The organism is Aquisalimonas sp. 2447, from assembly GCF_012044895.1.
Lineage (GTDB): Bacteria > Pseudomonadota > Gammaproteobacteria > Nitrococcales > Aquisalimonadaceae > Aquisalimonas.
The window spans coordinates 1,307,344-1,327,421 of record NZ_CP050695.1; the positions used below are offsets into that span (position 1 = coordinate 1,307,344).

The 20,078-nt window shown below is 63.2% G+C and carries 22 protein-coding genes; 8 read left to right on the forward strand and 14 right to left on the reverse strand.

What is annotated here, in order from left to right:
• Nucleotides 1-218: 218 nt before the first annotated feature.
• On the forward strand, nucleotides 219-1,457 hold the full coding sequence (locus KU884_RS06135; RefSeq protein WP_167781816.1) for an MFS transporter: 1,239 nt from the start codon (nucleotides 219-221) through the stop codon (nucleotides 1,455-1,457).
• A gap of 10 nt (nucleotides 1,458-1,467) precedes the next feature.
• Here the strand turns inward: KU884_RS06135 and KU884_RS06140 are convergent, their stop codons facing one another.
• The gene (locus KU884_RS06140) at nucleotides 1,468-1,662 is read right to left on the reverse strand and encodes a hypothetical protein (protein WP_217351427.1); all 195 of its coding nucleotides are present in this window, start codon (nucleotides 1,660-1,662) and stop codon (nucleotides 1,468-1,470) included.
• Nucleotides 1,663-1,690: 28 nt separating this feature from the next.
• The gene (locus tag KU884_RS06145) at nucleotides 1,691-2,209 is read right to left on the reverse strand and encodes a tyrosine-type recombinase/integrase (protein WP_371807958.1); all 519 of its coding nucleotides are present in this window, start codon (nucleotides 2,207-2,209) and stop codon (nucleotides 1,691-1,693) included.
• Between the two features lie 312 nt (nucleotides 2,210-2,521).
• On the opposite strand from KU884_RS06145, the gene KU884_RS06150 reads away from it, so the two are divergent.
• Entirely contained in the window at nucleotides 2,522-2,707 is a 186-nt protein-coding gene (locus KU884_RS06150) for a hypothetical protein (RefSeq protein WP_167781818.1), read from the forward strand.
• Nucleotides 2,708-3,202: 495 nt separating this feature from the next.
• Here KU884_RS06150 and brnA read toward each other — a convergent pair whose 3' ends face one another.
• From brnA to KU884_RS06175, 6 genes are all read right to left on the reverse strand, one after another.
• Complete coding sequence (gene brnA / locus KU884_RS18930; protein ID WP_167781819.1) at nucleotides 3,203-3,454, reverse strand: type II toxin-antitoxin system BrnA family antitoxin; 252 nt, start codon at nucleotides 3,452-3,454, stop codon at nucleotides 3,203-3,205.
• Complete coding sequence (locus tag KU884_RS06155) at nucleotides 3,444-3,701, reverse strand: BrnT family toxin (protein ID WP_167781821.1); 258 nt, start codon at nucleotides 3,699-3,701, stop codon at nucleotides 3,444-3,446. The genes brnA and KU884_RS06155 overlap by 11 nt, the downstream gene beginning before the upstream one ends.
• A gap of 273 nt (nucleotides 3,702-3,974) precedes the next feature.
• Nucleotides 3,975-4,886, reverse strand: a complete 912-nt coding sequence (locus KU884_RS06160) for a lyase (RefSeq protein ID WP_167781822.1) — start codon at nucleotides 4,884-4,886, stop codon at nucleotides 3,975-3,977.
• 209 nt (nucleotides 4,887-5,095) lie between these two features.
• A complete protein-coding gene (locus tag KU884_RS06165) occupies nucleotides 5,096-6,190 on the reverse strand; it encodes an alpha/beta fold hydrolase (protein ID WP_167781824.1) in 1,095 nt (364 codons plus the stop codon).
• Between the two features lie 342 nt (nucleotides 6,191-6,532).
• Nucleotides 6,533-6,829: a type II toxin-antitoxin system RelE/ParE family toxin gene (locus tag KU884_RS06170; protein ID WP_167781825.1), complete on the reverse strand. Its 297-nt coding sequence runs from the start codon at nucleotides 6,827-6,829 to the stop codon at nucleotides 6,533-6,535.
• Entirely contained in the window at nucleotides 6,817-7,002 is a 186-nt protein-coding gene (locus KU884_RS06175) for a hypothetical protein (RefSeq protein WP_167781827.1), read from the reverse strand. Before KU884_RS06175 ends, KU884_RS06170 begins: the two co-directional genes overlap by 13 nt.
• A gap of 202 nt (nucleotides 7,003-7,204) precedes the next feature.
• Between KU884_RS06175 and KU884_RS06180 the strand changes: the two genes are divergently transcribed.
• A complete protein-coding gene (locus KU884_RS06180; RefSeq protein WP_167781829.1) occupies nucleotides 7,205-7,882 on the forward strand; it encodes an MFS transporter in 678 nt (225 codons plus the stop codon).
• A gap of 43 nt (nucleotides 7,883-7,925) precedes the next feature.
• Here the strand turns inward: KU884_RS06180 and lgt are convergent, their stop codons facing one another.
• Complete coding sequence (lgt, locus tag KU884_RS06185) at nucleotides 7,926-8,717, reverse strand: prolipoprotein diacylglyceryl transferase (RefSeq protein ID WP_167781830.1); 792 nt, start codon at nucleotides 8,715-8,717, stop codon at nucleotides 7,926-7,928.
• 771 nt (nucleotides 8,718-9,488) lie between these two features.
• Here lgt and KU884_RS06190 point away from each other — a divergent pair.
• The 5 genes from KU884_RS06190 to KU884_RS06210 all read left to right on the forward strand — a co-directional run bounded on the left by KU884_RS06190 (nucleotide 9,489) and on the right by KU884_RS06210 (nucleotide 15,196).
• A complete protein-coding gene (locus KU884_RS06190) occupies nucleotides 9,489-10,112 on the forward strand; it encodes an isoprenylcysteine carboxylmethyltransferase family protein (RefSeq protein ID WP_167781832.1) in 624 nt (207 codons plus the stop codon).
• A 183-nt stretch (nucleotides 10,113-10,295) separates the two neighbouring features.
• On the forward strand, nucleotides 10,296-11,252 hold the full coding sequence (locus KU884_RS06195) for an HlyD family secretion protein (protein WP_167781833.1): 957 nt from the start codon (nucleotides 10,296-10,298) through the stop codon (nucleotides 11,250-11,252).
• 10 nt (nucleotides 11,253-11,262) lie between these two features.
• Entirely contained in the window at nucleotides 11,263-12,999 is a 1,737-nt protein-coding gene (locus tag KU884_RS06200; RefSeq protein WP_167781834.1) for an ATP-binding cassette domain-containing protein, read from the forward strand.
• Complete coding sequence (locus KU884_RS06205; RefSeq protein ID WP_167781836.1) at nucleotides 12,996-14,090, forward strand: ABC transporter permease; 1,095 nt, start codon at nucleotides 12,996-12,998, stop codon at nucleotides 14,088-14,090. The genes KU884_RS06200 and KU884_RS06205 overlap by 4 nt, the downstream gene beginning before the upstream one ends.
• Nucleotides 14,090-15,196 carry an ABC transporter permease gene (locus KU884_RS06210; protein ID WP_167781838.1) on the forward strand — a complete coding sequence of 369 codons (1,107 nt, stop codon included), beginning with the start codon at nucleotides 14,090-14,092 and terminating at the stop codon, nucleotides 15,194-15,196. Before KU884_RS06205 ends, KU884_RS06210 begins: the two co-directional genes overlap by 1 nt.
• A 168-nt stretch (nucleotides 15,197-15,364) precedes the next feature.
• Here the strand turns inward: KU884_RS06210 and KU884_RS06215 are convergent, their stop codons facing one another.
• From KU884_RS06215 to KU884_RS06235, 5 genes are all read right to left on the reverse strand, one after another.
• Complete coding sequence (locus KU884_RS06215) at nucleotides 15,365-17,881, reverse strand: heavy metal translocating P-type ATPase (RefSeq protein WP_167781839.1); 2,517 nt, start codon at nucleotides 17,879-17,881, stop codon at nucleotides 15,365-15,367.
• A gap of 138 nt (nucleotides 17,882-18,019) precedes the next feature.
• Complete coding sequence (locus tag KU884_RS06220; protein WP_167781840.1) at nucleotides 18,020-18,220, reverse strand: DUF2933 domain-containing protein; 201 nt, start codon at nucleotides 18,218-18,220, stop codon at nucleotides 18,020-18,022.
• A gap of 157 nt (nucleotides 18,221-18,377) precedes the next feature.
• On the reverse strand, nucleotides 18,378-19,046 hold the full coding sequence (locus KU884_RS19100; RefSeq protein WP_167781842.1) for a Spy/CpxP family protein refolding chaperone: 669 nt from the start codon (nucleotides 19,044-19,046) through the stop codon (nucleotides 18,378-18,380).
• A 119-nt stretch (nucleotides 19,047-19,165) separates the two neighbouring features.
• Nucleotides 19,166-19,399, reverse strand: coding sequence for a hypothetical protein (locus tag KU884_RS06230; RefSeq protein WP_167781844.1), 234 nt, complete (start codon nucleotides 19,397-19,399; stop codon nucleotides 19,166-19,168).
• 67 nt (nucleotides 19,400-19,466) lie between these two features.
• A complete protein-coding gene (locus KU884_RS06235) occupies nucleotides 19,467-19,886 on the reverse strand; it encodes a hypothetical protein (RefSeq protein ID WP_167781846.1) in 420 nt (139 codons plus the stop codon).
• Between the last annotated feature and the right edge of the window lie 192 nt (nucleotides 19,887-20,078).

Below are 20,078 nucleotides of genomic sequence, written 5' to 3' on the forward strand. Positions count from 1 at the left end.
TCTCTTTACCTTGTGTGGATTTGGTCGCACCTGGAAGGCCACAGGAGTTTCAGACCGGTGCGATGCCCTGAACATTTTCTCACGCTGCAGCGCAGCGCCCTGTATGCCCCGGAGCGAAGGCTATACAGTAGGTGCTGCTGCAGATCATGCGGGAGGCTGTCGCCACTTGGAGAGTTGTTGTCCCGCATCCCTGACATAAATCTAGTGCTGGCACACCTATGAGTGACACATCGGACATCCGTAAGGTCGGCTTCGTCTCCCACATGGCGACGGTCTTCATAAACGGACTTAACGACAATTTCTTTCGGTTAGTCGTAATCTTTATCGCGATTCGGGAATTCGTCGCCGAGGAAGAGGGTACCTTCTACTACAGCTTGGTCGGCTTCGTCTTCCTGCTGCCATTCGTTCTTTTCTCGCCGTGGGCAGGCTACATTGCAGACCGATTCAGCAAGAAGCAGGTCATCGTCGTCACTCGTGCGGCCGAGTTCGCGGTGTTGTTGCTCGCCGCGGGCATGCTGGTTGCCGGCTATTTCCCCGGCCTCTTGCTGACGACCTTCCTAATGGGGTTGCAAAGCACATTCTTCAGCCCGGCGAAGTTCGGCATACTGCCTGAGATTGTGCGTTATGAGCAGCTCTCACGTGCCAATGGGCACATGCAGCTGTGGACATTCCTGGCGATCATCCTCGGCACGGCGTTGGCCGGGTTCGTGATGGAATGGGCTGGCGAGACGTTGTGGATACCCGCAGTCGTGGTCGTGGTCCTGTCGGTCATCGGGCTGGTGACCAGCTTCTTCGTCACGTTTACCCGCGCAGCGGAGAATCCGCCGTCTTTCCAGCTCAATGCGTTCGCGACGCTCGTGCAGTCGATCGCCGAGATCCGGCCGCAGCGGGTCCTGTTCCTGGTGATTCTCGGTATCGCATGGTTCTGGGCGCTGGGCACGCTGTACCAGCTCAATGTCCCACTGTTCGCTGAGCTTCACCTGGGTCTGGGCGAGCTGGCCACCGGCATCATCCTGACGTCCCTGGCTTTGGGCATTGGCGGTGGCAGCATCCTTGCTGGCTACCTTGCACGCGGCAGCATCGCCATGCATCACGCTGCGCCCGGCATGATCGCCGCAGCCGTGCTGAGCGCGATGCTCTCCTTCACCACTGACAGTTACCTTGCGACATTGGTGCTCACGGCCCTGCTCGGCATCGCCTCTGGCTTCTTCATCGTGCCCATCACCGCATACCTTCAGGGCCATAGTCCTGCGGAGCGGCGCGGGCGCTTCATTGCTGCAAGCAACTTCCTCTCGTTCGCCGCGATGCTGCTAGCGCCGGTGCTTTTCTGGGTGTTTACCGGCCCCGCGGGCGCCACGCCCGCGCATGTCTTCGTCATCGGCGGTGGGGCCTCGCTGGTGGTCGGGCTGATGGCCCTCCGTCTTTACCACCGCCACCGCGCCGAGGCGGAAGCCTGATGGACGCCAGTCACCGGCCAGAGGCATAGCGCACGAAGGCCTCGAAGCGCTTGCCCATGAACTCCCGGAACACCCGCACCTGCGCCGGCTCGTCGCGCCCCTTCAGCGTGATGGCGTAGAGCATGCCTTCGGAGACGTGCCACTCCGGGAGCACGGGCTCGATGGCCTCTGCAGCGAGGTGCACGGCAGCGATTAGGTCGGGCACCGGCCCGATGCCGGTCGCTCAAAAGGGGTCACTCGACCTGCCCGGATGGCTGACCGGTTTGGGTCGACCGCGCCCTTCCATGGACGCGGCCCGGGGAAGAAGGCCCATCTAGACTTCGGTTTGTTCCGACATCTCGAGAGCGTCGGCAGACCAGAGTCGCCTTCGCTCGGCGTAGAGAGTGGATGCCGTACTCGGCCGGGTCTAACCCGAGCTCAGCCACCCAGGACTTTAGGATTCTCGCGTACTGCTGGCTGGAGATGTGCGGGGAGGCGTGCACCCGATTCGGGAACAGGTAGTCTCCGGGTTGCAGGTGGGCCTTGCTCACCCACTTTTCCGCGGCCTGTCGCGTCTGCGGCGTAAGCTCGAACTGAACAGGCCGGTCGGTCTTCTTCTGGATGGCGGCGGCTCGTTTGACGGCCTGAGTGCGGTGAATGACATCGCGGACCTGGAGGCTGACAAGGTCACAGCCTCGGAGTTTGCTGTCGATCGCCAGGTTGAACAGGGCGAGCTGGCGCGTGTTGTGCTCGATCTGGAGGCGGATGCGAATGCCCCATAACCCCCGGGAGTTTCAGAGGTGGCTTCGGCCCGATCAGGTGCCATTTGTTCCACGGGCGATGGCCGGTGGTGTGGTGCGGGTTCGGGGTGGCGATGGCCATGGCTCGGTATCTCCGGTTCAGGTGGGGAGATTAAGCATTGACCACGATGATCTCGGCCGCTTGACCGACCAGGCGTCGTATCGGCATACCGGGCATCAGAACCAACTCTCGCCGGTGGTACCGCTCTGTAGCGACAACCAGCTTTTGCCGCCCTAACCCGCGGGACTAAACTGGAAAGGTCGATACTTTCCAAGGAGAGACTTGTGGCAACTCCGAAAGAGCAGATGGTTAAGATCATTGAAGCCCAGCCAGAGGGCAGCTCCTACGATGAGATCCTCCGCGAGCTGGCCTTCGCCAGGATGATCGACCGTGGTCTTGCCGATTCAGACGCTGGCCGCACGGTCAGCAATCAGGAGATGCAGGAGCGTATCCGTTCGTGGCAGAGCTGAACTGGACGGGGGAGGCACAGCGCTGGCTACAGGCCATCCACGACTACCTTGCCACGGATGCCCCCGGCGGCTGGCCGTGTAGTACAGGGCATCAATCGCAAAGCTCAGATGTTGAGCGACTTCCCGGAGATGGGGCACCGCTACGAATCGCTGTCAGACATCATCTACGTTGACAGATAGCGCAGGCGGCAAGATCCGCATTCTCCCTTGCGGTCCCTACCGCATCGCGCACTTGATCACGCGAAACGAGACCGTCGACATCCCCGGTGTGTTTCACCGCGCCATGGATATCGACCGATACCTCACGTGGCACTGGCCTTGAAACCGGTCCCATCATGGCCCGATACGACCCTAATCGGCCCTTGGCGCCATGGACCACACGTACCTGAATCGGGTCGATTCCCATAACCTTGCGCCACCGCCGGCGGAAGCGGCCATTGCCGTCGGACTGTCGATGACTGCTGTACTAGACCTGCGCCACCGAGCAATTCGTGCTTAACGCGTCGGAGGAAACCGGTTGTTTGAAGCCGCTTGCTCTAACCGCTCCGAGAGCCAGATCTTGATGATTGACTGTCGCGTGACCCCCAGGCGGCGAGCTTCCTTATCGAGCTGCTCAAGCATCCAATCCGGGAAATCGACATTTACGCGCTTCTGTGCCTGGCGAGGCCGACGTGCCCGGGAGAGGTCGAGCTCATTCGAGACGTCCTCCCCAGCATCAAACTTACGGTCAAATTGCTTAGCCTTCATAGAGCGCTACCTCCTCAACCCGGGCTCGCCGGACCGAGATAACACGGATGTTTGATCCACGGTATGTTATGACCGCTGACCAGTGTCTGCCCTCCAGCATACCGATGACGAGATAGCGAGGTTCATCCTCGGTCCTGGCCGGCACTTCCAAGAGATCCGGGTCACGCCACAGTTCCTGCGCTTCGGCGAAGTCGATGCCGTGCTTCGTCTTGTTCGCCTGGCTCTTGGCATCATCAAATTCAAACATGGTATAGAAAATATACCATTCGATCACTGCCGTGGTAAGAGATTATGCGCCTTGGATGCGGGGCTGTGTTTGTACTCATCATCGTCATAGCAGATATCGGTGAGCAGCGTGCATCCGTCTGCTCAGGGTCGAAGAGCGTCCTTTCGGTGGCCAGAAGATTTCCGGTTAAAGGATATATACATCGGCGAACTGGCGAAGCCTGTTCACTGTGAAGGCAGGCCCTGGATCAGCCCCTCGAAACCTGCAACGAAACAGCCGGCGTTCGTGTTCGTACTAGTCGCTCAACTGTGCGCGCCCGATGGTGTTCATGTCCGTGCCGAACCAGATGGCGTTGCTCTCCCGGTCGTACACCATATGCCGCACGTTGCTTCCGCCACTTGGCACCTCGAAGGCATCGGTCCAGGTCTCGCTGCGGGTATCGAATGCGACAAACCGGTTAGGCATGACCCCGGTCTCCACGATCCAGAAGCGGTCGTCGCTGTCCATGGCGACCGCGTAGGGACGGGAATCATCTGCCGATGGTGCACGCCACTCCTCCACCTCACCGGTGTCCGGATCGTAGTGGCCAATGTATCCAGTGGCGTAATCGCCATACCACACCAGCCCGTCGGATGAGACGGCCAGGCGGCGTGCGCGGGTGTCCTCGCGGGGCAGCTCGATCTCGATCAGTTCACCGGCCTCGACAGTCGCCAGCCGATTCGTGCCGAACAGCACGGCCCATGGCTGCTCGTCGTGCACCACGATGCCATAGGGGCGGGCCCGATCCGTGGCCACTTCGTGCATGGTGAACGTCTCGTTTTCCGTGTCGAACAGGCCGATGCGGTTGGCGTGCTGCTCGGTGAACCAGATGTTGCCCTCACTGGTGAAGGCCATGGTGTGGACGTCCCGGTCGCCGTCGCCCGGTGGCACGAACCGCTCAATATCGCCGCTGTCCGGATCGACCAACCCGATGTGTGCCGCCCGGTTGCCGGCATACCATGCGCCACGCTGGTCACTGATGACTGTGTGCGGCCCGGCGCCCTCTTCGAGGGGGTACTCATGGAACGCCCCTGTGGAGGCCGTCAGACGCCCGACGTAGTGGGTATCCTGGCCCACGAACCAGACGGTGTCGTCGCCGCCCACCCAGGGATCCCGTGAGCGAGTACCGTCGTACGGCACATCCCACTCCTCGATGTCCAGTTGCACACCGCGAGTCTCCTTTATTCATCCAGGCCCACACCGGGGCGGCCGCTCAGGCTTAGTGCCACTTGCAAGGATAGGCGAAAGAAACCATCCCGAATTGCGGGGCATGCAGCAGATCGATTCGATCGAGGAGGGAGAAGGCCGACAAGGTAAAGCACGAACGAAATACCTCGGGGCCGGCACCCGGTGCGCCGGGTGCCGGCGAGGCGCCATCAGTCACGCAGTTCGTTAAAGAAAGACGTCATCTCTTCATTGATCAGGTCGATATCGTCCTGGTCCACGCCGCCTCCACCGAGGTGACCATGGTCACTGTCGATCTCGACCAGGCGGGCGTTGGGCATCTGCTCCGCGGCCAGACGGGAGTCGTCCGGCGGATGGAGGATGTCCTTGGTGCCCGGCATGATCAGGGCGTGGACTTCCATGGAGGCCAACGCTTCCTCATAGCCCACTTCGCGCCCCGGTGCCTCCGAGATGTCGTGCCGGTCCTCCGCACGCGTCTGGTAGATGTAATTGTTGGCATCCCAGACCTCCATGAGCGCGTCCTCCTGCTCATGCAGCCACTCGACAGCATCCATGTTGTCGTCAGCGAACTCTTCATCCATCCAGTGCCAATGCCGCACCCATACCATCAGACTGCCGATCGCCGAGCGGAAGCCATCCGGTTGTTCGTCATAGTCACCACCCTGCCAGGCATCGTCCTGCATGATCGCCTGCCGCTGGGTTTCCCAGATGGCCGTCACCCATCCTGTGGTACGGGCCATGGTGATCAGGGGGACGATCGACTCCATCATGTCCGGATAGCTCGCTGCCCACTCATAGGCCTGCATGCCGCCCATGGAGAGGCCAACCACTGAAAAGAGCTCGTCGAGTTCGAATTCCTCCTCAATCAATTCGTGCTGTGCATTGACCATGTCCCGAATGGAGAACTGTGGAAACTCCATGCCCGGCTGGCTCTCGCTGTTGCTGGGCGATATCGCGTGTCCGTTCCCGAGGGTATTGGCGGCAATGATGAAGTACTCATCAGGATCGAGTGCCAGGCCTTCTCCGATCAGGAAGTCGTGCCGTGTGTGGTCCGCCATTAATGACGGCAGGACGAGAATTGCATTGTCCCGGGCGTCGTTGAGTTCCCCGTGGGTCACATAGGTGAGAAAGGCGTCCTCGATAACCTCGCCGGACTCGAGCTCGAAGTCACCGAGATCGAAACGCTCCGTCTCATCTGCCTGGATGCCGGTGGACCCAAGCACCAGGCATAAGCCTGCACTGGGCAGCCAAGCCCAGCGCCACGAATGCCGATACCGTTTCGTCATCGGTCTTCTCCTCCATTTCTATACTTGTGCGGATGAGCGTAGAACGCCCTCTAGTATGGCTAGTTACGGCTCTGACTCATGTCAAGCGGGTGCGCGGGAGCAGGACTTGAGGCGGACGCGCCGGTCCAGTCGGCCCTCCTCAAACATGCGGGCACGTCGCGAACCAGTGCCGTCACCCGGCATTGGAAGTGTTCTGGAAGCGTCACTCCGTATGACCTGTCGGCAATCGGCCAAGAGCGGACCTTGGAACTGCGGTGACTGAAAGCCCGCTATTGGCATGAATGTGGTTGAGAGTCCGTTCAGGGTCGATTTCCAGCCGTCGATCGGGTTCACGGGTACTCGTCACGTGAGGTAGCGGTCAATATCCATGGCCCCATGGAATACACCGAGGATGTCGATGCTCTCGTTTCCCCTGACCAAGTAGGCGATGCGGTAGTGTCCGTACTGAAGGATGCGAATCTCCCGACTAGGTAGGGATTCGTAGCGGTGCCCGATCTCCGGGAAATCGGTCAGGATCTGCGCTTTCCGGTAGATACCCTGAACAACGCGAGTAGCGGCGCTGGGATCATCTTGGGCGATGTAGTCATGAATGTCCTGGAGCCAACGCTGCGCTTCCCTCGTCCAATTCAGCTCTGCCACGACCGGATGCGCTCCTGCATCTCCAGATTGCTGATCGTGCGTCCAGTGTCTGAATCGGCAAGCCCGCGGTCGATCATCCTCGCGAACGCGAGCTCCCGAAGGATCTCATCGTAGGAGCTGTCCTCTGGCTGGGCTTCAATGACCTTAACCATCTGTTCTTTCGGCGTCGCCACGAGTCTCTTCCTCGCCAAGTATCCACCGCTTCAGTGTACCCCCGAGTCTTGGGGTCACCAAAGAGACGAGTCGTCGCCGTTATGCAGAGTTGCCGGCACTGGTCAGTCTCAGCACGTTGTATCCAGGTCCGGCATCTGCTCGATCAAGGCGGGAGAGCACATTCTGCTCGCGCTCAACATGGCGGTGGCCGCCGGGGGCGCCATGGCCCTGGTCAACACCGTTGTCTATGTGCGCGACGTGCTCGAATTCGGCGACATACATGTTGCTGTTGCCATGGTGGCTTTCGGGGCGGGCAGCATGCTGATTGCCCTGGTGTTACCGGCGGTGCTGTGGCACATCAGAGAGCGCTCGGCCATGCTCAGTGGCGCGTTGCTCCTTGGCACGGCCCTAGCGCTCGGGGTGCTGGGCCCTGGTTACTGTACACTGTTGTTTCTCTGGTTCCTGCTTGGTGCCGGTTCGTCTCTTATCCTCACGCCTTCGGGGCGTTTACTGAGACGCTCCGCCCGCGAGGAAGACCGGCCAACCGTATTTGCGGCGCAGTTCTCGCTATCACACGCCTGCTGGTTATTCACGTATCCGCTGGCAGGGTGGCTTGGCCTCCACTGGGGCGTCGAACCGCTGTTCGCCGGGTTCGCGGCGCTGTCTTTCGTAGTGGCAGCGGTCGCCTGGCGCCTCTGGCCGGTTCACGACGCTGTGGAACTGGAGCATGTGCATACCGACCTGCCGGCCGGCCACCACCACCTCACGGGCGCCATACCCGTGGGAGATGGTTTCAAACACTGCCATCCTTATACCGTCGATACGCACCACGGTCGCTGGCCCAGACCGGGAGGCCTTGTTCGGGCGATGCATCGCCCTTTCTCTGGCCATGATCAGTAACAAGACGAGCAAGCGCTCCAGGACGTTGTAATCGGAACCCGGATCATCCCTGTCTCGCTGTTTGCCGGTATGCGAGTACGATCAGGAAGACCCCCACGAGCACCATCGGGGTGGACAGCACCTGCCCCATGGTCACCCAGTCGAAGGCGAGATATCCGAGCTGTTCGTCGGGCAGGCGCACGAACTCGACGATGAAGCGGAAGCTTCCGTAGAGCACCAGGAACAGCCCGGAGGCGGCCATGGTGGGGCGCGGTTTGCGGGTGAACAGCCACAGGGCAATGAACAGCACCACGCCTTCGAGCAGGAACTGGTAGAGCTGGCTGGGGTGGCGCGGCTCGGGGCCCATGGGTGGGTAGACCATGGCCCAGGGAACGTCGCTGACCCGGCCCCAGAGTTCGCCGTTGATGAAGTTGCCGATGCGCCCGGCGCCGAGGCCGATGGGCACCAGCGGTGCGGCGAAGTCGGTCAGCCGCAGAAATCCGCAGCCGGTGCGCTTGGCGTACAGCCACAGACCGGCGAGGACGCCGAGCAGGCCGCCGTGGAAGCTCATGCCGCCTTCCCAGACGCGGATGATGGCCAGCGGGTCGGTGGTGAGCAGGGCGGACTCGTAGAACAGCACGTAGCCGATGCGCCCGCCGAGGATGGCGCCGATGGCACCGAAGACGAGGACGTCTTCCATCTGTAGCGGGCGGATGGGGCTGTCATCGCGTTGGGCGCGCCAGCGCCCGAGCAGCCAGGCGGCGGCGAAGCCGATCAGGTACATGAGGCCGTACCAGTGGATGGCAACGGGGCCGAGCTGGATGGCGACCGGGTCGATGTCGGGATAGGTCAGCATGAATGCATCCTTTTCCTTGTCTGGTCCATTGATCCGGGTGGTTGGGCTCCAACCGAGGAACAGCACCCGATGGACCTACATGCAGTGACGATTGGCCCGGTCACACGGGTGCCGGGACCATCGCTGGTATCAGTTCTTGGAGCAGGAGGTCGGTCTCAGAGTCGCAGTCGCTGGGTTACGCGGTAGAGCGCAATAGGGGTAGACGGTGCGGACAGGCGCGGCTGTACGTTGGTTGGCTTGGCACGGCGTGAAGGCGCGGTTCGGGGATTCGGTGAAAGAATCGCGCCGTCACTGGATTGGGGTGCGCCGTCGTCGCGTGCTCGCGAGGAGGGTGAGGCGAATTCCTCTCGCGTGTCGCTGTGTCGGCAAAGCGGATCATCTGGCTGGTGACTGATGGCGCCTTCCAGGCTCGTGCCCGAGGAATCACTCTGCGATAAAGCCGAAGCCAGCCCCGCCGGCAAGAGCAATAGAACGAGCAGCACCAACATCCACAGCGGCTGCCGTGGCGGGAACGTGCTCCCGGGATGCACCCCTGATGCTGTGAACGGTTGTGGCATGTGCTATTCCGACGGCCATCGGCGGGTTTCACGTTCTTCACACAGTAGCAGTTCGTGGGCCCATGCGTTTGACCCATATCAAGCTGCGAGCGTGGAGGAGCGTGCATCATTGAAAGTTACGTGGTCGCGGAAGTCTGCCGGTGGAAACAACCGGGAGGCAGCCCAAGGGGCTCTTCAGTACTGCCAGTGACGACGAAGCAGGGAGACGGTGCGAATGCACATGGGCATGTGGGGCCTGGCCATTATCGTTATTGTCATCGTCTCTTGGCTGATGTACCGCTACCTGGCGCCGGACAGTTGGAAGGAGTGGACACGTGCGGGTGCCCTGCAGGCCTTTATCATCGCGTTCTACGCGGAGATGTACGGGTTTCCCCTCACGATTTACTTTCTGGCCCGCTTCTTTGGTCTGGATGTCGCGTGGACCGACGGCGGCAATCTCTGGGAACAACTCTTTGGCACGCCAGCCGCGCACATCGTGGCCATGATCATCGGTTACACCCTGGTGTTCATTGGCGCAACGATGGTTGTTGAAGGCTGGCGACGGATCCATCGCGCACGTCGCGAGCAAGCACTCATGACCGACGGCATCTATGCGCGTGTGCGCCACCCCCAGTACACCGGGTTGTTTCTGATCGTCTTCGGAGAAGGCGTTGTGCACTGGCCGACCATCGTCTCCGTGATCGCGTTCCTGGTGATTGTCGTGGCGTACACGCTTCTGGCACGCAAGGAAGAGCAAACAATGCTGAATCAGTTCGGTGATGAATACCGGGCGTATCAGCAGCGTGTTCCCATGTTCATTCCGCGATCCGTCCGCGGGGTACAGCAGGAGGAGCCGTAAATGACTGCGGAAGTCGTGACCATCATGAGCGGAATGGCCCTCCTGGTCGTGTTCGCTCTCGTGGGGTGGAATGTGAGTCGCCGAGGGGGGCGTCCGCGGAAAAGAAAATCCGGGGAAAGCCGCCCCGGTGGGGACTGAGAAGCCGTAACGAACCGTCCGGGGACGGACATTGCGAGGTGGTGAATGCGCTCAGCCTGGGTTTGGACCGCGATTGTTCTGCTCGTGATCGCCGGCGGTTCGTACGGGTTGTATCTCTATCTCAAGCCGGCTCCGCTACCGGAGCAGGTGCTGTATGGCAACGGGCGCATCGAAGCCACCGAGGTCCGCGTTGCCGCCGAGGTCTCCGGGACGGTGTTGGAAAGCCATCTGGTCGAGGGTAAGACAGTTGCCAGAGGTGACCCGCTGCTCCGGCTCGACGATGCGGATCTACGGCTTGAGAAGGCCCGTGTGGAGTCCGAGATCGAGGCCCTGAACCTGGAGCGCGACCGCGCCCGGCGAAACCTGGAACTCTGGGAGCATCATCAGGAGACGGCGGAGCGGCAACTGACGCGACTGCGGCGCATGCTGGAGGACGACGCCGTGAGTCAAAGCGAGGTGGACCAGGCTGAGGATGGGTTCCGTGAGGCGCGGGCGCGTGTTGCCGAGGCCGACATCGCCGCGATCACTCAAAGGATCACGGCGACCGAGCACGAGCGCGAGCTGCGCGCCAACCGTCTTGCTCGAGCCCGAATAGCGGCGCCGATCAACGGCACGGTGCTGACCCGGTCGGTGGAAACCGGTGAGTTCCTGCAGCCAGGGCAACCGGTGGCCACTTTGGTGGATCTGACGCGTGTCGAACTCAGGGTCTTCATTCCGGGACGCGACCTCGGGCGCATCGATCTTGGCGGCCCGGTGCGTGTGCGCGTAGATGCCTTTCCCGAGCGCGTTTTCGAGGGTCGGATCGCACGTATCGACCAGACCGCGCAGTTCACGCCGCGGGATATCCACATGCCGGATGAACGCGTGCGCATGGTCTACGGCGTGACCATCGATCTCGATAATCCAGACGGGACGCTGAAACCGGGCATGCCGGCGGACGCCTGGATTCTCTGGCAGGACGGGGCGCAATGGCCGGATCGGCTTTTCGTTCCGGGGAGCTAGGGGCGGCGCGATGGCGGAAGAGGAGGCAGTCATCGTGGCCGAGGGTCTGGGGCGGCGATACCGCCGCTCCCGCGCTGTCGAGAATGTTGACCTGACCGTGCGCACCGGTGAAATCGTCGGTCTGGTCGGGCCGGACGGTGCCGGCAAGACCACGTTGCTGCAACTCCTCAGCGCAATCCTCGATCCCACCGAGGGCCATGCCCGCGTCCTGGGGTTCGACACGCTCCGTGAAGCAGCGCAGGTGACGTCGCGTATCGGCTACATGGCGCAGGGGTTCACGCTCTATGACCGCCTGAGCGTCGCGGAGAATCTGGCGTTCGCGGCGAGTGTACGTGACGTCCCGGCTGACGTATTCGCGGACCGGCGGCAGCGGTTACTGGCCATGGCCGGGCTCGCGCCGTTCACGGATCGACGTGAGGGTGCGCTGTCGGGTGGTATGCGCAAGAAGCTCGCCCTGTGCGCCAATCTCATCCACGAGCCTGCGTTGCTGCTACTCGATGAACCGGGGCTGGGTGTCGATCCCATGTCTCGGCGGGAGCTGTGGCGCATGCTCGAGGATCGCCGGGAGCAGGGGGTCACGGTTGTCTTTGCCACGTCGTACATGGACGAGGCGGAGCAATGCGATCGTGTGCTGTTTCTCGATGAAGGCCGTGTTCTTGCGGAAGGGGCACCATCGGATCTGCGTGCGTTGGCGCAGGGCAACGTTTACCGCGTCACTACGGAGAAACCCGCGACCGTCGAGGCTGGGCTGCGGAATGTGCCGGGCGTTCTGGGTGTGGACTGGTGGGCCGACCAGGTGCGCGTGGTCATGGAGGCGTCGGCCGCGGATGCGTCCGGGCTGGACGCCCATCTCCAGGGCACGGGCCGGGCAGAGGCGGCAAGGCCGAGCATGGATGACGTGTTCGTCTTTCTCCGTGGTGTCGCGCCGGGTGATGCCGGGCTCCAGGGCACTGCGGAGGTGAGCGCCCCCGCCGTGGCGGTATCGGAGGCCATCATCGCCCGCGAGGTGACACGGCGTTTCGGTGGTTTCGTGGCCGTGGATCGTGTCTCCCTGGAGGTCGTGGGTGGGGAGATTTTCGGTTTGCTCGGGGCCAACGGGGCCGGCAAGACCACGCTCATACGCATGCTCTGCGGCTTGCTCGCACCCACGGCCGGCATGGCGCGTGTTGCCGACGCGGACGTCCTGTCGGCAGCGCACGTGCTCCGGGGGCGCATTGGGTACATGTCCCAGCGTTTCTCGCTGTATCTGGACCTCACCGTGGCCCAGAACCTCGCCTTCTTCGCCAGCGCTTACGGGTTGTCGCGCCGCTCTGCGCGGCGAATAATCCCATGGGCGCTGGCGATCTGCGATATCGAGGCGTTCGAACAGGAACTGGTGGGACGCCTCTCAGGGGCCGTCCGACAGCGGGTGGCGCTTGCTTGCAGCATTCTGCACCAACCGTCGGTGCTGTTCCTCGACGAACCGACATCCGGAGTGGATCCCCTGGCGCGCTCGCGTTTCTGGCGCTTGATCCGGTTGCTTGCGGACGGCGGAATGACGGTGCTGGTGACCACCCATCACCTGGGCGAAGCTGCGTACTGCCACCGGCTGGGCCTGATGCACGAGGGACGGTTGATCGCCACGGGGGATCTCGACGCCCTGCGTGAGCAGTTCCCAGGGCGCGGCCTGGTGTCGGCAGAGGAGATTTTCGTCGCCTTCATTGAGCGGGAGCAGAGCGCCGCGGCGGCGACGGAGGCGGCACCATGAAGCGGTCCCGCATCGCCGCGGTCGTGGGCAAGGAAACCCGGGAAATCGTCCGTGACCGGGCGACCGTCGTGGTGGCGCTGCTGATGCCCCTGGTCATGCTGTTTCTGTTCGGCTACGGCATTTCCATGGAGGTGGATGATGTGCGCCTGGGCCTCGTGGATCAGGACCGTTCGCCCACGAGCAGAGCACTGGTGGAGCAGTTCGTGGGCAGTGGTTACTTCCGGCTCGAGAGCGATTACGCGACCCCGGAGCAGGGGGAGGCTGATCTGCGGCGCGGTGCGGTGAACCTGGTGGTATCCATTCCGCCACGGTTCGGGGAGCGGGTGGCACGCGGGGAGCACGCGCCGGTTCAGGTGCTGGTCGACGGCACATACTCATCCACGACCAATCTCGTGGCCCGGTACGCCGAAACCGTAATTGCCGGGTTCGGCCAGCCAGCGGAGGGGCCCGTGCGCGTGGAATCGCGTGTGTGGTACAACCCGGCGCTCGCCAGCACGGTCTACGTTATCCCCGGTCTTTTCGGCGTCATCCTCATGGCGCTGCCGCCGCTGCTCACAGCGTTGGCCCTGACCCGCGAGAAGCAGAGTGGCTCGATTCAGCAGATTTTCGCCTCCCCGCTTACCGCCGCCGAGTTCCTGGCGGGCAAGCTGATCCCGTACGGGGGCATTGCCTTCCTGCAACTGCTCCTGGTCATCGTCGTCGGTTTCGTCTGGTTCGACGTGCCGCTGCGCGGGAATCCGGGCTTGTTGCTTGCCGTGGGGCTTGTCTACGTTTTCTGTACTGTCGGCATTGGGCTGCTCATCTCGACGCTGACCAGTAGTCAGCTCGTGGCCATGCTGCTCGCACTCATTGTCACGCTTATGCCGGCCTTCCTGTTCTCGGGGTTTCTTTTCCCGATCTTCACGATGCCGGATGCCATGCAGATCTACACGCAGGTGTTCCCGGTCCAGTACTTCGTCGGCTTCTCCCGCGACCTGGTTCTCAAGGGGGCGATGCTACCGGAGCTGTGGCCGTCGGCGCTGCTACTGCTGGCCTACACGGTGGTCATCTTTGGCTTTGCCGTGTGGCGTTTCCGCAAGAAGGTGGCGTGATGGGAACACGGCTCAGGGGGTTGCTCGCCAAGGAGTTCGTGCAGCTTCTGCGGGATCGCATCATCCTGATTCTGATTCTCTGGCTGTACACCGTGGAAGTGGTGATCTGCGCCTATGCCCTGACCATGGATGTGGAAAACATGCCGTTCGCCGTGGTGGATGAAGATCGCACGCCGGCAAGCCGAAGCCTGGTGGAGCGGTTCACCACCACCGACGCTTTCGCGTATGTCGGCCAGGCCGCGGACGACCAGGCGATCGAGCAATGGCTGCAAGAGGGGCGAGCTCGTGTGGCGCTGGTGGTGCCGCGGGGGTTCCAACGCGATCTCAGTCGTGCCCAGCGACCCGCTGTTCAGTTGATGCTGGATGGCACTCACGCCAACCTCGCGGCGCAAGCGCGAGGCGATGCGCTCGAGATCATCAACCGGTTCGCCATGGAAGGAATGGACAGCGTCCCCGTGTCGGCTGGGGTCGAATCGATTCTGCGCGTGCGTTACAACCCCGATCAGACGTTTACCTCGTTCATGGTGTTGTCCATGATCGGCCTTGCAGCCCTCATGGTGGGCGTGATCTATCCGGCGGCGTCGATTGTCCGCGAGAAAGAGGCGGGAACCATTGAGCAGTTGCGCGTCACCCCGATTCGCATCACTGAGCTATTCATCGCCAAGGTTACGCCGACTCTGGTGATCGGTTTGCTGTCGGTATTCCCTAGCCTGCTGATCGTGTGGTGGTTCGGGGTTCCCATGCAGGGCAGCCTGATTCTTTTCCTGGCCTTGACCGGCTTGTTCCTCCTGAGCGCCATCGGGCTGGGTGTGTTGATTGCGACTGTCAGTCGCACCCAGCAGCAGGCGTTGCTGTTGGCATTTTTCGGCCTGTTCCCGATGATGATGTTGTCCGGAACCCTGGCGCCTGTGGAGAGCATGCCGGAGATTCTGCAGGCCGCGTCGCTGGTGAGCCCGCTACGCCACTACATGGACGTGATTCTCGGCGTATTCCTCAAGGGCGCGGGCTTGGACGTGTTGTTGCCCCAGGCGCTCGCTCTGCTAGTGTCGGGTACGGCGCTACTGGGGCTCGCTGCAGTGCTATTCCGGCGTACTTCCGCGTCTTGACACAGGGACAGTAAGTATCCCCCGGCTTTGCCGGGGGATACTTACTGTGTCCTTCTAGCCTCCTAAGCGGACACCTCGTGGTATTTGACGTTTTCCGTAACCCCGGCAAAGCCAGCGCCGAGTCCTCGTTGATGGCCGTTGCGAACCACACGCTGGTTTGACGTTGGTTCAGTTGACCTTGCCACCGAGTTTGGCCCGCTTGAGCAGCACCGAGTTGCCGATCACGGAGAGCGAGCTTGCTGTCATGGCGATGACGCCGATCATGGGGTGGAGCAGGCCGATGGCCGCGATGGGGATGGCGGCGACGTTGTAGCCCCACGCCCAAAACATGTTCTGCACGATCTTTCGGAAGGTCAGGCGTGAGAGCTCCACGGCCTCCACCACCTTGGTCAGCTCGCCACTGACCAGCGTGACGTCGGCGGCCTCGATGGCGACATCCGCGCCGGCGCCGATGGCAATCCCCACGTTGGCCTGCTTGAGCGCCGGGGCGTCGTTGATGCCGTCGCCCACCATGGCCACGTGCTCGCCGTAGCGCTGCTGGAGCTCGCGGATGGCGTCCACCTTGCCCTCGGGCAGCACCCCGGCCTGAACTTCGTCGAGGCCCACCTCCCGGGCCACGGCCTGGGCGGTACGCTCGTTGTCGCCGGTGACCATGATGCAGGCGATACCGAGGCGGTGCAGTTCCGCGATGGCCGCCGCGGAGTCGTCCTTGATGGTGTCGGCCACCGCCACGATGCCGGCGGGCTGGTCACCGATGGCCACCAGCATCGCCGTCTTGCCCGCGTGCTCGAGCTCGGTGAGTTGCTCTTCCAGGGCGGTGACGTCCATGCCGTGTTCGGTGAGCAGCCGGCGGCTGCCCACCAGCACCCGTTCGCCGTCGAGCTGCGCCTCCACGCCACGGGCGGTGTGAGACCGGAAGCCGGTGACGCTGCCAACACTCAGACCGCGCTCCTTCACGCCCTGGACGATGGCGTCGGCCAGCGGATGGGCGGAGCCGGCCTCCACGGCGGCTGCCGCGTTCAGCACCTGCTCGTCGGTAAAGCCCTCGGCGGGAGTCACGTCGGTGAGGCTCGGCTGCCCTTTGGTGATGGTGCCGGTCTTGTCGAGGACGATGGCCTTGATGTCCTTGAGGCTCTGGATGGCCTCGCCGGAGCGGATCAGTACACCGCGCTCGGCGCCCATGCCTGAGCCCACCATGAGCGCCGTCGGCGTTGCCAGCCCCAGAGCGCACGGGCAGGCGATGACCAGCACGGCAATGGCCGCGAGGATGGCGAGCACCAGCGGCGGCTGTGTGGCGTCCACCCAGGGCAGGAAGCCTTCGCCCCAGAGCAGGATGGGCTCAAGCGTTCCGCTGAAGGCGAGCCACGCGATAAAGGCCAGTGCCGCGATCACCAGCACCGCCGGCACGAACCGGGCGGTGATGCGGTCGGCCAGCTCCTGCACGGGCACCCGCGACCCCTGGGCCTCCTCCACCAGCCGGATGACCTGGGAGAGGAACGTGTCCTTGCCCACGCGGGTGGCGCGCACCTTGAGCAACCCGTGCTGGTTGATGGTGGCACCGAGCACGGTGGCGCCGACGGCCTTTTCCACGGGCACGGACTCACCCGTGGCGATGGACTCGTCCACGGTGCTCTCGCCCTTGATCACCTCGCCGTCGGTGGGGATCTTCTCGCCCGGGCGCACGATCATGACGGCGCCGGCCTGCAGTTCCTTGACCGGCACTTCCACTTCCTCGCCGTCGCGCTCCACGCGGGCGGTCTTGGCGCCCATGTCCAGCAGCTTGCGGATGGCCGAGGAGGCCTGCCCCTTGGCGCGGTGCTCCAGGTACCGTCCGAGCATGTGGAAGGCCATGATGGTGGCCGCCATCTCCATGAACGAGGTCATGGGGTAGACGAAGCCCACCAGGCCGATGAAGTACGGCGGCAGGCTGCCCATGGAGATAAGCACATCCATGTTCAGATGGCCGGACTTCAGCGACCGCCACGCCGAGCGGTGGGTGGCCGCGCCGCCGGCGAGGAACACCACCGGGAAGGCGAGCACGGCGATGATGGCGAGATACCCCGGGATGGGCTGCCAGAACATGTGGGGCATCATCAGCCCCATGATCGCCGCGGTGGGGATCATGGCAATCCACAGCCGCCGCCAGGCCTGCTTGACGTAGGCCTCGTCGATGGCGGCGTCGTCGGCGTGGTCGTCTTTGCCTTCGGTCTCCACGGCGGCGACATCGTAGCCGGCACCTTCCACGGTGGCGCGCAGCGTCTCGCCGTCGGGGCCACCGGCGGTGGTGGTGATGGTGACCCGATGGTCAGCGATATTGGTGCGGATCCCGTCGATGCCCTCGAGGCGCTCGATGGAGGCGCGCACGATGCCTGCGCAGTGATCCGAGCCCATGCCCGGGACCACGAGCTTGATGGTCGTGCCGTCGCCGCCCGCGTCCACCCGGGCCACGTCGTAGCCGGCGGCCTCCACGGCGTTGCGGAGCGCGTCGGCGCCGGCGGCGCCGGCGTCATACTGCACGGTGACCCGGTGGTTGGCGATGTTGGTGCTCACCGACGCCACCGCGTCCAGGCGTTCCAGTGCAGCCCGGACGATGCCGGCGCAGTGGTCGGAGCCCATGCCGGGAACGACAAGGACGCCCTCGGCGGTGGTCTGCGGAGAGGAGGTGCGTGCGACGTGCTCACTCATGAACTGGTTGTCCTTTAGCTGATGGCGTGTCAGGCCCTTGCGTAGGAGCGGCGCAAGCCGCGACGGTTCTGGCGATGACCGGCGCGCACACGGTCGCGGCTTGCGCCGCTCCTACAGGGTCGGTTGGCCGCAGAGAATCTACCGGTCATGTCCGTGCCCGCCGCCGTGGCGGTGCATGAACAAGTGCATGACCAGACAGCCGGCCAGCAGCAGGAACGGGGCGAAGCCAACGATGTGTTCCCAGTGATCGGCGGCCAGGCTCCCGCCGATGAGGGCGAGCCCGGCGATCAGGACCACCGTCAGCGGCGTTCCCAGGCGTTGGGTGAGGCGCGTCCACATGTGCGTGTCCTCCGTGCATGGAGCGGGTTACCGGGGCCGAGCCTCTCCAGTACGGCCCTGGATTCATGCCGTTGCAGGAGCGGCGCAAGCCGCGACGGATCCGGCGCTCAGCGCCGCACACGGTCGCGGCTAAAGCCGCTCCTACATGGCCGGTCGCTTACGAACCGCCACCGTGATGGCGTTGATGGTCACCCTCGCCACCACGCTCGCCACCCATGCCACCGCGGCGTTCCTGCATCCGCTCGCGTTGCTCGTCGGTGAGCATGTCCTGCATGTCGTTCCGCAGGCGGATGCGGTCGGCCATCATGTCGCCGTGGAGATCGGCCATGCGGCCGTGGATCTCGCGCACGGCATCCGGGTCGGGCCGGTCCGAGTGCATCTGGGCATGCATCTCCTCGCGCAGGTCCATCATCTCGGCCATGCGGCTGAAGTGCTGGTGGCGATGCTCACTGCGGCGCTCACGCAGTTGCTCGCGCTGGTCATCATCCAGATCCAGCCCCTGCATCATGCCCATACCGCCGTGCATGCCCTTGCCGGACATGCCCATGCCGCCGCCTTGCATCATGCCACCCTGAATGCCCATGCCACCCTGCATGCCCATGCCACCCTGGCCACCGCCATGCATACCGCCACCCATCATGCCCTGCATGCCGCCGGAGCCACTGCCCATCATCGGGCAGTCCTGCATCATGCCCCCCTGGCCGCCGCCGTGCATGCCACCGCCCATCATGCCCTGCATGCCCTGGGCGCCGACGACTCCAATGGTGCCTGCGCCCACGATGAGGGCCAGACCGAGTGCTGCCTTGTAGGTTCGATTCATCGTCATTCCGGAACCTCCAGAAGCGTGTGCTTCATTGAATGAAATCAATTAGATACCAGGGCCTGCATTGGGCGCTCGTTGCCGGTAATGCAGTCCAGAGCGTAAACCTTCCAATAACTGGAAGGTCAAGATGAATCATTTCGCCGAAGAGACTTCTCCCGGTCCATGTCGCCCTGGGCAGATCGCTCTGCCCGCGCCGGCACCGTCTCACCGCTGTCCGTTTCGCGCCCCTCCAGCAGGGCGGAGAGGAGCAGGTAGGCGCCGGTAAGCGCCAGGGCGAGGATGGCGATCATGAAGACCACCATCAGCGAGTGCCCGAGCCAGAAGCCCGCGCCGGTGTCATGAATCATTGAATGCATGGTGTTCAACCTCCCGAACAGGGAAAAACGGGCGCCGGATGGCGCAGCGTCACAGGAGGCGGAAGGATCAGACGCGCAGGCGGAGGGTCCGCAGGTAAACAGGGAGGGTAGGCCGGAGATTGTCAGCCGGGATTACGAAGGCCGCGTCTTCCGCGGTGGCAAGGCCATCCTGCGGCATCCCCAGGCTCGGGATCGCGGCGGCGCTTTCGGTCGGGGTCGGCAGCTCGTGTTCGCGGTTGTCAGTGACCAGGGCCGAAACGGGCGCGTGATGCTGAAGATGGTCGCACGTGGGCGTGTCTGACGGATGATGCGTGTGAACGTCCGTTTCGTGCTGAGCCACATTTGCACCGGGGAAGTGCCCCGGCTCCGGGCCGGCGAGGGCGACCGTGACCGGCACCAGCACCAGCAGAACGAGCAGCAGCAACCGCCAGGAGCGCACGGCCCGCGCGCTTTGTTGGGTGCTTCCGCGTGGTTGCTGCTTCAGCATCAGGTGTTTCCGTCGAGGTCATTCATAGTATATCGGCAGCATATCAGTTCGGGCACTCCACCAATTGATCAGGATCAAGGCATGGGCAGGTTGGCAATGTTCGGGAATTTGCCTTGCGTTCGCTGAATCGTCGGGGCGTCATTTACTTGCCGGTGCCCCGGTGCAATACTTCGACAATGATGCGCCGTTCAT